A 14,029-nucleotide genomic window follows, 5' to 3' on the forward strand; every position below is an offset into this window, starting at 1 on the left:
TTAATAGATATTAATGCACTAAAGGTGAACGTATGAAGTTAGTCACGGCAATTATTAAACCATTTAAAATGGATGATGTAAGAGAAGCGTTGAGCGAAATTGGCATTGACGGCATGACAGTAACCGAAGTAAAGGGGTTTGGTCGTCAAAAAGGGCATACTGAGTTGTATCGCGGCGCTGAATATTCTGTCGACTTCCTTCCTAAAATAAAGTTTGAAATTGCCGTTCGTGATGATTTTTCAGAACGTGTTGTTGAAACCATTGTAAGCTCTGCGCAAACAGGGAAAATTGGTGACGGTAAAATTTTTGTCACCAACATAGAGAGTGTAACTCGTATTCGTACTGGGGAAATTGATGATGAGGCAATTTAGAGTCTGATATCTGATTACGTTAAAAAATTACCTATCACTTACTTGTGTTTACTTTTCTTTGTGGAAATAAAAATGAATAAAATAATTATCCTAGTTTTTACTTTGTTGTTTGCTATGCCAAGCATTGCAGGTGAAGCAGAATTAAATGGCGCCAATACTGCGTGGATCTTAACATCAACAGCCCTGGTATTGTTGATGACTTTACCTGGGTTGGCCTTGTTTTATGGTGGTTTAGTTCGTAGAAAAAATATTTTGTCGATATTGATGCAGTGCTTTGCTATTGCTGGTTTGTCTTCTATTTTGTGGTTTGTTTTAGGTTACAGTTTAGCTTTTGGTGAAGGCAGTGCTTGGATCGGTGATTTTAGTAAAGTGATGATGGTGGGGATCAGTAAAGAAGCTCTCTCTGGGGATATTCCAGAAAGTTTATTTATGCTGTTTCAAATGACATTTGCGGTAATCACACCGGCATTGATTATTGGTGCGTATGCGGAACGAATGAAATTTTCTGCAGTATTATTGTTTTCAGCGCTTTGGTTACTTGCTGTTTATGCGCCAGTAACACATTGGGTGTGGGGTGGTGGTTGGCTTGCGCAAATGGGCGTTTATGATTTTGCAGGTGGCATTGTGGTTCATATAACCGCCGGAGTTGCAGCGTTAGTTGCGGCAGTTGTATTAGGGCCTCGCCATGGTTTTCCGAAAACACCCATGTTGCCACATAACTTAACAATGACAGTAACCGGCGCAGGCATGCTATGGGTTGGCTGGTTTGGCTTTAATGGTGGTAGTGCGTTGGCAGCTAATGGTGATGCATCCATGGCGATGTTAGTTACACATTTATCAGCATCGGCTGGGGCACTGACGTGGGCAGCAATCGAATGGAGGAAATTTGGTAAAGCCAGTGTTCTAGGTGCAGTAACCGGCATGGTTGCAGGACTAGGGACTATTACACCTGCCTCTGGTTTTGTTGGGCCTGGTGGCGCGTTAATTATTGGTATTGCGGCTGGTATTGTTTGCTTCTACGCGACGGTTTATATCAAGCAAAAATTAAGAATTGATGATTCGTTAGATGTGTTTCCGGTTCATGGTATTGGTGGTATTTTAGGAACGTTACTCGCAGGTGTTTTTGCCTCAACTGAACTTGGTGCCTTTAGTGGTTACGGTTATGCTGAAGGTATTACTTCCATGCTAGGGCAAGTAACGGTGCAACTTATTGGCATTGGCTCAACTATTGTTTACACCGCAGTTGTATCTTACCTGTTATTTAAACTTGTAGCGGTAATGACCAGTGGCTTACGAGTATCAAAAGAACAAGAAACCACAGGACTTGATTTAATTGAACATGATGAGTCAGGTTATAACCTTTGATACTTTTCTAGAACGATAAAGGCTTACCCGCACGTGAGCCTTTATTCGTGCCTAAATACACAAGTCACCAGCTATTCTAAAAATAAAAGTTAATCAGCACTAACTTTTTCTTGAAAAACGTAGATTTACTCTACTCTCTCGGTAATTTTTTGTGTAAAATCATTCACCATTTTATTAATCAAAAAAGTCTAGCTAAAGGCTGAATAGTCGGCCGATGTTAATGCTGAATTTCTAATTGTAGGGATAACAGCATTTTAAACACGCTTTAGAGGAACTCATGAATTTAGACGATATTATATTGCAGGCAGAACAAGCCATTGCTGCGGCAACTGATCCTGCTGAACTTGACCAGGTTCGCGTTAACTTTTTAGGGAAAAAAGGTTTGTTCACGGAACAAATGAAAGGCCTAAGTAAGTTACCAAAAGAAGAGAAACCCAAAGCGGGTCAAGTGATTAACATCGCTAAACAAAAAGTTCAAAAGTTACTTACGGAACGCGGTGATCTATTGCGTGCCGAAGTTATTAAGCAACAACTTGCTGCTGAGTCTATTGATGTAACACTACCGGGACGTGGCGATGAACTAGGTGGTTTACATCCAGTAACTCGCACTATTGAACGTATAGAAAGCTTTTTTGGTGACTTAGGTTTCTCAGTGAAACAGGGGCCAGAAGTTGAAGATGATTTTCATAATTTTGATGCTTTAAATATTCCTGAGCATCATCCTGCTCGTCAAGATCATGATACTTTCTATTTTAACCCTAAGTTAGTGTTACGTACGCAAACTTCTGGTGTGCAAATTCGTACCATGGAAAAAGAGCAACCGCCATTACGCATTATTTCTCCAGGTAAAGTATACCGTAACGATTACGACCAAACACATACACCTATGTTCCACCAAGTGGAAGGTTTAATGGTTGATAAAGACGTTAGCTTTACTCACCTTAAAGGTATTTTACACGACTTCTTACATCACTTTTTTGAAGAAGATTTAGAAATTCGTTTTCGTCCATCTTATTTCCCGTTTACTGAGCCTTCAGCGGAAGTGGACGTGATGGGTAAAAATGGCAAATGGTTAGAAGTATTAGGTTGCGGCATGGTACATCCAAATGTATTACGTAGCGTTGGTATTGACCCAGAAGTCTATACTGGTTTTGCCTTTGGTATGGGGGTAGAGCGTTTAACTATGTTACGTTACGGCGTAAATGACTTACGTTCATTCTTTGAAAACGATCTTCGCTTCTTAAAACAGTTCAAGTAGGAAAGCCATATAATGAAATTTAGTGAATCTTGGTTACGTGAGTGGGTTAATCCTGCTATTTCTTCTGATGACTTAGCGCATCAAATCACCATGGCTGGCCTTGAAGTTGATGCAGTAGAGCCTGTTGCAGGTGAATTTACCGGTGTTTTAATTGGTGAAGTGGTTGAATGTGGCCCACATCCTGATGCCGATAAACTACAAGTGACAAAAATAAACTTAGGACCTGACTTTAATGATGGCGAGTTAGTTGACATTGTTTGTGGTGCTAAAAACTGTCGTTTAGGATTAAAAGTTGCGGTTGCAACTGTTGGTGCAGTTTTACCGGGTAACTTTAAAATTAAAAAGGCTAAGCTTCGTGGCGTGCCATCGCACGGTATGTTATGTAGCGAATCTGAAATTGGCTTAGCAGAAAGCGCTGATGGTATTATGGAGCTAGCGAGCGATGCGCCATTAGGCATGTGTGTTCGTGAATACCTAGATCTTGATGATGTAACTATTGATGTTGATTTAACTGCTAACCGTGGTGACTGTTTAGGCCTTAAAGGTTTAGCGCGTGAAGTAGGCGTATTAAATAGTTTGAGCGTTACAGAGCCTACGATTACAGCAGTAACTCCGACTATTGATGATACTGTCGCCATTAACTTGTCAGCTGATAAAGCCTGTCCTCGTTATTTAGGTCGTGTGATCAAAAATATTAATGTAAACGCGCAAACACCATTATGGATGGTGGAAAAGCTGCGTCGTTGCGGTACTCGTTCAATTGACCCTGTTGTTGATGTCACCAACTATGTATTGTTAGAGCAAGGTCATCCAATGCATGCCTTTGATTTAGCCACAATTGATGGTGGTATTAACGTACGTTATGCCAACGAAGGTGAAAAGCTAGTACTACTTGATGAAAACGAAGTAACGCTGTCAACTGAAACCTTAGTGATTGCCGACGATGCTAAAGCATTGGCAATGGCAGGCATTTTTGGCGGTTTAGCTTCAGGTGTTACCACTGAGTCGAAAGATATCTTTTTAGAAAGTGCTTTTTTCTCACCATTAGCTATTTTAGGTAAAGCGCGCCAATACGGTTTGCATACCGATGCTTCACATCGTTATGAACGTGGCATTGACCCACAATTGCAGCGCGATGCTATGGAACGAGCTACTGAACTTTTACTAACAATTGTTGGTGGTGAAGCTGGTCCAATCGTAGAAGCTATTTCTGAAGGAAATATTCCTGCAGAAAAAACGGTAACTTTACGTCGTAATAAATTAGATGGTCGTATTGGTCATCATATTGATGATGCAACGGTCGCTGAAATACTGACACTTTTAGGTTTTAACGTTACGGAAACAGGTGAAAGTAACGACAAAGTATGGAGTGTTATTGTTCCTGCTTACCGATTTGATATTAGTATTGAAGTTGACCTGATTGAAGAAGTTGCCCGTATTTTTGGTTACAACAATATTCCAAATGTTTCGCCAAAAGCAACATTGGCAATGCGCGAACAAAAAGAAGCTAAGTTAGCGGTTAGTAAATTACGCAATACTTTAGTCAATCGTGGATACCAAGAAGCAATTACTTACAGTTTTGTTGACCCTAAGGTACAAACATTATTGCACCCTGGTCAAGCAACGATGACTCTGCCACATCCAATATCTTCTGAGATGTCGGAAATGCGTGTCAGTTTATGGACCGGGTTACTGCAATCAGTTGCTTATAACCAAAACCGTCAGCAAGGCCGTGTACGTTTATTTGAAACAGGTTTACGTTTTATTCCTGATGAAAGTGCTGAAAATGGTGTTCGTCAAGACAATATGATTGCCGGTGTGCTAAGTGGCCAGCGCAGTGAAGAACATTGGGATATTGAAAAAGCTGCCACCGACTTTTACGATATTAAAGCAGATGTTGAAGCGTTATTAAGTTTAACGAGTAATGAAAGTGCTTATCAATTTTCAAAAGCAGAAATTGATGCCTTACACCCAGGCCAAACCGCAGCTATTCATAAAGATGGTGTGTTAGTTGGTTATGTTGGCGCCTTACATCCTGAATTAGAAAGGAAATTAGGCTTAAATGGCAGAACACTTGTTTTTGAACTTTTATTAAGCGAAGTTTGTACGTTAAATATCCCGCTAGCGCGCGATATATCTCGCTTTCCAGCAAATAGACGTGATATTGCAGTTGTTGTTGAAGATCAAGTTAGTGCAAATAATGTACTACAACTTATTGAAAAGGTTGGCGGAAATTATTTAGTTGATCTAAACTTGTTCGATGTATACCGAGGTAATGGTATTGAATCTGGTTTTAAAAGCTTAGCAATTGCAATGACATTGCAAGATAACGATAAAACCTTAGAAGAAAAGGATATCACTGACGTAGTTGACCGAGTGGTTGACACATTAAAAACTGAATTAAATGCATCTCTGAGGGATTAAATAATGGCGCTAACAAAAGCAGAAGTAGCAGAACATTTATTTGAAAAAGTTGGGCTGAGCAAGCGTGACGCAAAAGATATGGTTGAAGTGTTTTTCGAAGAAATTCGTGAAACACTGGAGTCAGGTGAGCAAGTGAAGTTATCTGGCTTTGGTAACTTTGATCTTCGGGTTAAAAGCGAGCGTCCTGGACGTAACCCTAAAACTGGAGAAGATATTCCTATTTCAGCACGTAAAGTGGTGACTTTCCGACCAGGACAAAAACTTAAAAGCCGCGTAGAAGACGGAAATAGCGAGTAAGTACGCTAACCAGTTTTGCATTTATTAAGAAAAGGTTGCTGCGGCAACCTTTTTTGTCGAATAATGAAAATATTAATGCGCTAACAATTCTGTTAGCGTTTTTTATTGGCAAACTATTAGCAAGCTAATAGTTAAAGGTTCAGGTTAAATAACGGTTTTCTTTGCTCTAAAAGGATATTTAACTGCGATAACTAGTAATTCCTTTACAATTAACGATGAAATGGCAAGTGTCGCACCTGTTGCTAATGCAGGCAGTGTCAAAGGAATGGCCATCGCAAACTGCTCAGCGGTGCCCGCTGCGATTTGTCTATCTAGGTGCAAGATAAAGCGATAAACACTTTGTAAATAATCATCCGCTATTAATTCTTCTAAATGGCGAGTTAAATATTGTGTTCTTATCATTAAGTGTTCAATTAACTCGCCAGTACTGACAATGGAAGCTTCATTGTTTTCTTTATAGCGACTGATCATGGTAACAACACTGCCTTCGAAATGTTGTTGTGCAATGGCTTCAAATTGACTCAACTGTAACTGTGCTTCACTTAAGTGGCCAGCAAGTCGCTGCTGATATTGCTGCATAAACTCGGGTAATTGCACACCCAAAATAAAGGTAATAGTAAAAAAACAGCGGTCAGCTATGGTATTAATAAGAGTTAACATAAAAGCTTTTCTGTTGGTGTTTCATGAATGCAATATCTAATATCATTATGCTATTTACGTTAGCATAAGCTATGACAAATTTCTTAGAATATTAAAGGGAATAGCTGAGTATAGTAGCACTCATCGTTATACAAAGTGGAAAGTTGTTAGCGGTATCAATCTAATTTTTAATCTTTTTATTGATAAAAAATGTTAATATAGCCTCCCCATAAAGCGATATGTTAACTTCATATTCGTAATAATTGTTGGACGCTAATAATTACTATGCGCAGACCTATTCAATCAGAACATGAAGTAACCACTTTTAATTGGCGAGTTGTAAAACTGTTATTACCGTATTTGTTTGAATTTAAAATGCGGATTCTATTTGCTTTAGGTTGTTTGATATTAACCAAGGTTGCGAGTGTTTACCTACCTTTTATTCTAAAAGATATTGTCGATATTTTAGATCAACAACAAGAAAACCGGATTTTTATTGTACCTTTTGCTTTGGTTGCTACTTATGGCTTAGTGCGCTTAACCATTGTTTTATTTGCTGAGATACGCGATACATTATTTGGCCGAGTAACTGAGCGGGCGATACGGCGTATCGGCTTAAAAGTATTCCAACACTTACATAAGCTCGACTTGGACTTTCACTTAAACCGACAAACCGGTGGCTTATCACGTGATATAGATCGTGGTACCTCAGGCATTAACTTTTTAATGCGTTTTATGGTTTTTAATATCATCCCCACCTTAATTGAAATTATTATGGTGGTGAGCATTCTTCTTATTAATTACGGCATTTGGTTTGCGCTTATTACTACGTTATCAATTGTATGTTATGTCGCTTATTCAGTTTTTGCCACAGACTGGCGTACACGCTTTATTCGCGCTGCCAATAAAGCTGACTCTTCCAGTAATACTCGAGCAATTGATAGCTTATTGAATTATGAGACTGTTAAGTATTTCACCAACGAGGAATATGAAGCCAAGGCTTACGATAAACAATTAGCCTGTTGGGAAACGGCCAAAATGCAAAACAGGTTGTCTTTATTTGCGCTTAATGGTGGCCAAGCCTTTATTATTTCTTGTTCTATGACCGCTATGTTGGCACTTGCTGCGTATCAAGTAACACATCAACAAATGACCTTAGGGGACTTTGTTTTGATTAATGCTTTTATGATGCAGTTATTTATTCCGCTTAACTTCTTGGGCTTTGTTTACCGAGAAATTAAAGGTTCGCTGGCTAATATTGAACACATGTTTGAACTTATGCTGAAAAAGCCAAAGGTTGAAGATGACGTTAATGCTAATGAGCTAGCATTATCGCAAGCTGAAATTCATTTTGAGAATGTTTCTTTTGCTTATAATGAAAAACGTCCAATTATTAAAAAACTGTCTTTTACCATTAAACCTGGGCAAAAGGTTGCAGTTGTAGGCGAAAGTGGCTCAGGTAAATCAACGTTAGTGAAGTTACTATTTCGTTTTTATGATTGCGATAATGGCTGCATTAACATTGATGGCCAAAACATAAGGCAAGTTACTCAACATTCATTGCGGAAAAATATCGGTATTGTGCCGCAAGATACGGTACTTTTTAATGATACGCTATTTGCAAATGTTCATTACGGAGAGCCGGAAGCTGAGAATAAAGCTGTGCATAAAGCGTTTGAGCTCGCTCATTTATCTGATTTTGTTAAACGCTTGCCTGAAGGTGTTGAAACTGTCGTAGGAGAGCGGGGTTTGAAACTTTCAGGTGGTGAAAAGCAACGTGTTGCCATTGCTCGAACCATTTTAAAAAATCCGCGAATTTTGGTTTTTGATGAAGCAACATCTTCTCTTGATAGTCAATCTGAGCAAGCTATTTTAACGGCAATTAAAGAGGTTGCTGAGCACAGAACTAGTTTGGTCATTGCTCATCGATTATCGACGATTATTGATGCAGACAATATTATTGTTATGCAGCTTGGTGAAATTATTGAGCAAGGTACACATCAAGCCTTATTAGCTAAAAAAGGCCATTACTTTACTATGTGGCAGTTACAAAAAAGTGATAATAGCTAGTTTGTTGCTATTTTTTGACGCTCAAATATATGTAAAAACAAGGTTTAACAAAATTTTATGACAAGTATGGAAATAGAACAAACTAAGCAATGGCTAGAACAGGTTATTATTGGCTTGAATTTTTGTCCTTTTGCAAAGAAGGAATTTGTTAACCAAACCATTTTTTACCATGTTAGTGAAAAGGAAAGTGTTAAAAGTGCGTTAGTTGAGCTATTAACGCAGCTAGAATATTTAGCCAGTAATCCTGATATCGAAACGAGCTTATTGATTTATCAGCAAGGTTTTCGAGACTTTAATCGCTTTTTAGATTTAGTTGATTATGCAAATGAGCTTATTGTTGAATACGGCTTTGAAGGCACGTATCAAATTGCCAACTTTCATCCTGAATATTGCTTTGCTGACACTGACTATGATGATGCTGGTAATTTTACTAATCGTTCGCCGTATCCAACATTACATTTAATCCGCGAAGCTAGCATGGAAAAAGTGCTAAGTATTTATAAAAATCCTGAGCAGATCCCTGATAATAATATTGCCTTAGCTCATGACAAAGGCGCTAACTATTTTCAGGAAATATTAGCAAATATTAAAAAATAATGATGAGTACTGATGAATGTTTGATATGAAAAGTATCGCTTCTAAACGCTTAGTATTGTCGCAATGTTTGGCAACCAATATACCGTTAAAACAAAAACTCGCGGCTAATGCTACTTCGCTGCTTAGTGCTAAGGTTGTAAAGTCATTACCGAAAACGTGGCAAGGGATAAACACATTAGCGCAAGCAAAAATTTGGCTAGACGCTAGGTGTAAAGAAAGCGAAGTATTTTCTATAGAAATACCTACATCGAACGAGATAATAGGATTAGTGTTTATCCATGGCATTGGTGGCGGTAAAAGTGGCTGTGCAAGTTCTAGTTGTGCTAGTTCAGGAAATGAATCAGCGGTAGGTAACCGTGCCTTGACCGTGCATTTAGGCTATTTAATTGCCGAAAATTATTGGGGTAAAGGTTATGCTAGCGAAGTACTCACTGCACTGGTGCTGTATTTTTCCATGCAAGCTCAGCAAGTAACTTTAATGGCGGGTGTTGAAAACGACAACTTTGCTTCCATAAAAGTTTTACAAAAATGTGGCTTTGTCATTTGCGAACAGCCATCGCAGGTAAATGAAGGTAGCTTATTTTATCAACAAATCGTGTAGTGACTGAGTTTTTGGCTTTTGATAACTTATAACCGTTTGACGTTTCGCTACTGACTATTACACTTAGTTAACACTTTGTTGTGGTTGAAAATTGTACAATGTAACTTCTGGATTGAGGGGTTACCGATGAAAACAAGTTATCAAGGGCAAGTTTATTATTTTAAGTCTTTTGAAGAACTCTGGCATTTTTATAGTGAAAAGTTACAAGCATTAAAACTGTAGGTTTTATTTTTGTGCGAAAACTTTCCTAAATAGCTGCTAAATATTTAATGTAATCTTTATCTAATGCTGCGCCACTCTTCTTTCTGCTGTTCTTTCTGCTGTCCTTTCTGATATTGTCTTCTCTAATTTTGCTTGTACTCTCAAATTTTACATCATAAAAAACTTCATATTTTTTCAATTTTATAAGCTTATTCCCAGATACTGGTGAACTACGATATACTGCCACCTATTATGTGATCATGAAGCATTAAAATGTTTCTCATTTTAGGTAAAATTCTGTGGAAAAACTTCCTGTTGTAAAAGTTGGCGGTAGTATTGAAAGCGCGACTAAAGGTGAATATTCTCTTAATGTCGATGCTATTTTAAAAGAAGCTTGGCAGCTTACGTTAAAATCTCGATTATCCATTAATGTTGGTTTAGTTATTTGTTTATTAATCGTTATATTTACCTTATTGCTGGCAAGCACGCCAATGGGGGGGATTAAAGCTGCTATGAAAGATCCTCAATCAATAACATTACTCAATATTATTGTCACCTTAGTGGTGTATCCATTTTTAATGGGTGTTGAAATGATGGGAGTATTCCACTCTGTCGGTTTGAAAACGCGTTATCAATTAATTTTTGCATTTTTAAAGCGCGGTAGCTGGGTGGCTGTTTGCGCACTTTTAACCTCAACATTTGTTTCAATAGGGTTAGCCCTGTTTTATCTACCCGGTATATTTTTAGCGGTAGCTTTATCGTTAGCGCTGCCTTTAGTTGTAGAGAAAAATATGTCGCCAATGAAGGCGATAGTACTTTGTATTAAAGCAACTCGTTTTCAATGGTTTAAGATTTTTGCGATATACTTAATATTGGCCTTAGCAATGATTATATCGGCTTTGCCTATTGCCGCTGCTGCAGACTCTGAACTCGGCTTTGTTGCAATTGCATTTTTCTTGTTTTGTTTAGCTTACCTTGCACCTATGTTTTATAACGTTAAAGGTATTTTGTACCGAGAAATATTTGGTTTACAAATGCAAGCATCAAGCGAGAATCCAAATACGGTAAGTGATACATTTTCAGCATAATAAGCTGAGACAATGTGGCAAGGAAGAACACATTATTTCTAATGTACCCAGAAAGGAGCCTTTGGCTTGAATATATTTAGCAAACAGCGCTTAATTGCTTTAATTTTTATCACATCGATTTTTGTTGGTGTAATTGCGCCTTTTACCTTTTTACCTGTACCTGTAAAGGAGTCAATTCCGGAGCCTGTGGTACCAGAAAAGACAGTTGAGGTGATTAAGGCTGTTGAGCAACCTCTGCATAACGTTACTTTACCTGACTTCGCGAAAATACGTGATGTAAAAGAAAAGAAAAGGCAGTTTTTCGCCTTTATTAGACCAGCAGTAATTGCAGAAAATGAGCGTATATTAGCGTTACGTGCTGAAGTTGAACGTTTGATTGCTCAATTGACACTAGAGCAGCCTTTTAGTGAGCAAGAGCATAGTTTTGTTGCAGATTTAAGTAAACAATATCGAGTCAGTAAGAAGTTCTCTTTATTGCGTAAACTTTACGAGTTACAGCTAAAAATTGATATTATTCCTCCTGCATTAGTGCTAGTTCAGGCAGCAAATGAATCCGCATGGGGGACATCACGATTTGCCCGTATCGGTTTAAATTTTTTTGGTGTTTGGTGTTATAAAAAAGGCTGTGGCATGGTACCTAACGGTCGAAATGTCGGTGCTAAACATGAAGTTGCTGCTTATAGCTCAGTTGAGCAAGGTGTTGCTCGTTATTTAAAAAATATTAATACGAATAGTGCTTATATGGTGTTTAGAACTATCAGAGGGCAGTTGCGTGAGCAGAATCAACCATTGTCACCTGAAATCCTTGCAACAGGGTTAATTCCTTATTCTGAGCGTGGTACTGACTATGTTCTAGAATTAACGGAAATGATCCGCCATAATCGTAGTTATTTAGTACTTAACTCTGAATAATTACGAATAAATCGTCTCAAGTGCATAGTATATAAAAAACGCGTTAGGTTCACTAACGCGTTTTTTATTAAGTATTCTTGTCTTTAAGCTTGATAGCTATAAGTGAACTTTGACCATAGCACTAACGGTATTTTCGTTATCTAAGCCGCTAATGCCAAACTTATTATGCCAGTAAGAATATTCAATCCCGACTTCAAAAAACTTTGCTTTACCAAAGTATTTACCTACATCAAGGCGTACTTGCGGGTTGAAGTGAAAATCAGCTTTATGGTCATCTGCTGCCGATGACCAATCCAAGTAGCCATCAATAATGATATCGTGGTTACCTAGGCTAATAGGGTAACCCCAGGCAACAGTAAGTTGATAGTCATTATCGGTATCATCATTTTCGGCTAAATAAACGTTGCTGCTTAGATAATTAAACCCTTGAATGTCCCAAGATGCTCCAACCCCAACTAAGTAGTTATTGAAGCCAAAACCAAAACCATCATTATTACCCGTACTGTGTTCGTATGTACTGGCAAGGTATAGGTCAGTAATTGCACCAAAAGCGAGTTTTGTATCAGTTAAATAACTTAAGCTTAAACGTGCTGATAATTCGCCATAAGTTTCTTCATAGCGACCATGGTTAGCATCAGCACTGCCAGTGATGCGATCAGCGAAAAAGAAAACATCGCCCCAGTTATGACCAGAGGCATGTTCAAAAGTAATAACGTTAATGTTGTCATTTTTTAGCACTTCAAAATCACTGGTATTCTTTAAGTAACTAATTGAATTGTCACTCCAAAGCGTTTCGGCATTAACCGAACTTGCTAGAAAAACTATTGTACAGATGAGTGACTTAGTCATGTTTGTGGTCATAGACATTGGTAATATTCCCTAAAATAGTTAAGCGAAAAAAGCGAATTTGCATAAAAATAGCAGTGCTAAACATAAAACACTGATATTAATTTTATTAAAGTGACCACTAAAGGCACGTACAGCAACATAACTAATAAAACCAAAAGCAATACCATTGGCGATAGAAAATGTTAACGGCATAGTGATACAAATAACGGCAACAGGAACAGCTTCAGATAAATCATCCCATTGAACGTTGACTAGGCCAGCAAGCATTAGTACTGCAACATAGAATAATGGGCCAGCAGTAGCGTATGCCGGTACCATACCGGCCAATGGTGAAAACATTAATGACAATAGAAATAATGCGCCAATGGTAACAGCGGTTAAGCCCGTTCGACCGCCAGCACTAACACCCGCAGTACTTTCTACATAGCTAGTGGTTGTAGATGTACCTAGCATGCTACCAGCAACCGTTGCTGTTGAGTCTGCTAAAAGCGCCTTACCTAAGCGTGGGAAGTTGCCTTTTTCATCCAATAAGTTACCGCGTTGTGCAACGGCAATTAGCGTACCTGAGGTGTCAAAGAGATCAACAAAGAGAAAAGCAAAAATAACTGACAACATACCTAATTCAAGAGCACCTAAAATATCAAGTTGCATAAAAGTAGGGGCAACAGCTGGTGGCATAGACACTAAGCCTTGATATTGTACGTCACCAAAAATAATGCCGAGTAATGTAATTACTAGAATAGAAATCATTACTGAGCCATTAACACCGCGATTAGCTAAACCAACAATTAAAAATAAGCCAATGGCTGCGAATACTGCTGGCATTGAAGTGATATCGCCAAGTGTTAGCAGAGTTGCTGGGCTATCAACCACGATACCAGCATTTTTTAAAGCGATAAAAGCTAAGAATAATCCAATACCTGCTGCAATTCCGAAGCGAAGCGAATGTGGAATACTGTTGATTATCCATTCACGAATATTAAACAAGCTTAAAATAATAAAGACGATACCAGAAACAAATACACCGCCTAAAGCAACTTGCCAGGTGTAACCCATATCTAGTACTACGGTATAAGTAAAAAATGCGTTTAATCCCATACCTGGGGCAAGTGCAATTGGATAGTTTGCGAGAAATCCCATAACAAAACAGCCTATAGCTGCAGCGATACAAGTTGCAACAAATACCGCTCCATGGTCCATACCGGCATCAGCTAACATCGCAGGGTTAACGAAAATAATGTATGCCATGGTTAAGAAAGTCGTGAAACCAGCAATAATTTCCTGTTTTATTGAGGTGTTGTGCTGTTGCAATTGAAATAGTTTTTCGAGCATCAGAAAGCCTTGTTTAAAGAGAGCT

At 38.4% G+C, this 14,029-nt stretch carries 13 protein-coding genes; 10 read left to right on the top strand and 3 right to left on the bottom strand.

Annotated features, from left to right (window positions below):
• Window positions 1-32 precede the first annotated feature (32 nt).
• The 5 genes from AC27E9_RS12260 (at window position 33) to AC27E9_RS12280 (ending at window position 5,715) form a co-directional block, all read left to right on the top strand.
• Window positions 33-371 (top strand): P-II family nitrogen regulator, encoded by a 339-nt coding sequence (locus AC27E9_RS12260; RefSeq protein ID WP_487130558.1) that lies wholly within the window; start codon window positions 33-35, stop codon window positions 369-371.
• Between the two features lie 114 nt (window positions 372-485).
• Complete coding sequence (locus tag AC27E9_RS12265) at window positions 486-1,736, top strand: ammonium transporter (RefSeq protein WP_487130751.1); 1,251 nt, start codon at window positions 486-488, stop codon at window positions 1,734-1,736.
• A gap of 277 nt (window positions 1,737-2,013) precedes the next feature.
• Window positions 2,014-2,994 carry a phenylalanine--tRNA ligase subunit alpha gene (gene pheS, locus AC27E9_RS12270; protein WP_487130560.1) on the top strand — a complete coding sequence of 327 codons (981 nt, stop codon included), beginning with the start codon at window positions 2,014-2,016 and terminating at the stop codon, window positions 2,992-2,994.
• 12 nt (window positions 2,995-3,006) lie between these two features.
• Entirely contained in the window at window positions 3,007-5,418 is a 2,412-nt protein-coding gene (gene pheT, locus AC27E9_RS12275; protein ID WP_487130562.1) for a phenylalanine--tRNA ligase subunit beta, read from the top strand.
• 3 nt (window positions 5,419-5,421) lie between these two features.
• Entirely contained in the window at window positions 5,422-5,715 is a 294-nt protein-coding gene (locus tag AC27E9_RS12280; RefSeq protein WP_085304376.1) for an integration host factor subunit alpha, read from the top strand.
• A gap of 144 nt (window positions 5,716-5,859) precedes the next feature.
• On the opposite strand, the gene AC27E9_RS12285 is transcribed toward AC27E9_RS12280, so the two are convergent.
• Window positions 5,860-6,375, bottom strand: a complete 516-nt coding sequence (locus tag AC27E9_RS12285; RefSeq protein WP_487130564.1) for a DUF2937 family protein — start codon at window positions 6,373-6,375, stop codon at window positions 5,860-5,862.
• Between the two features lie 264 nt (window positions 6,376-6,639).
• Here AC27E9_RS12285 and AC27E9_RS12290 point away from each other — a divergent pair, with 264 nt between their 5' ends.
• The 5 genes from AC27E9_RS12290 to AC27E9_RS12310 all read left to right on the top strand — a co-directional run bounded on the left by AC27E9_RS12290 (window position 6,640) and on the right by AC27E9_RS12310 (window position 11,823).
• On the top strand, window positions 6,640-8,424 hold the full coding sequence (locus AC27E9_RS12290) for an ABCB family ABC transporter ATP-binding protein/permease (protein ID WP_487130566.1): 1,785 nt from the start codon (window positions 6,640-6,642) through the stop codon (window positions 8,422-8,424).
• 57 nt (window positions 8,425-8,481) lie between these two features.
• Window positions 8,482-9,021, top strand: a complete 540-nt coding sequence (locus tag AC27E9_RS12295) for a DUF1415 domain-containing protein (protein WP_487130568.1) — start codon at window positions 8,482-8,484, stop codon at window positions 9,019-9,021.
• 16 nt (window positions 9,022-9,037) lie between these two features.
• Window positions 9,038-9,622, top strand: a complete 585-nt coding sequence (locus tag AC27E9_RS12300) for a GNAT family N-acetyltransferase (RefSeq protein WP_487130570.1) — start codon at window positions 9,038-9,040, stop codon at window positions 9,620-9,622.
• Between the two features lie 500 nt (window positions 9,623-10,122).
• Window positions 10,123-10,911: a hypothetical protein gene (locus AC27E9_RS12305; RefSeq protein WP_487130572.1), complete on the top strand. Its 789-nt coding sequence runs from the start codon at window positions 10,123-10,125 to the stop codon at window positions 10,909-10,911.
• 66 nt (window positions 10,912-10,977) lie between these two features.
• Window positions 10,978-11,823, top strand: coding sequence for a glucosaminidase domain-containing protein (locus tag AC27E9_RS12310; RefSeq protein WP_487130574.1), 846 nt, complete (start codon window positions 10,978-10,980; stop codon window positions 11,821-11,823).
• A gap of 96 nt (window positions 11,824-11,919) precedes the next feature.
• Here AC27E9_RS12310 and AC27E9_RS12315 read toward each other — a convergent pair whose 3' ends face one another.
• Window positions 11,920-12,690 (bottom strand): outer membrane protein OmpK, encoded by a 771-nt coding sequence (locus AC27E9_RS12315; RefSeq protein ID WP_487130576.1) that lies wholly within the window; start codon window positions 12,688-12,690, stop codon window positions 11,920-11,922.
• A gap of 21 nt (window positions 12,691-12,711) precedes the next feature.
• Complete coding sequence (locus AC27E9_RS12320; RefSeq protein ID WP_487130578.1) at window positions 12,712-14,004, bottom strand: NCS2 family permease; 1,293 nt, start codon at window positions 14,002-14,004, stop codon at window positions 12,712-12,714.
• Window positions 14,005-14,029 lie beyond the last annotated feature (25 nt).

It is taken from the genome of Colwellia meonggei (assembly GCF_057537295.1).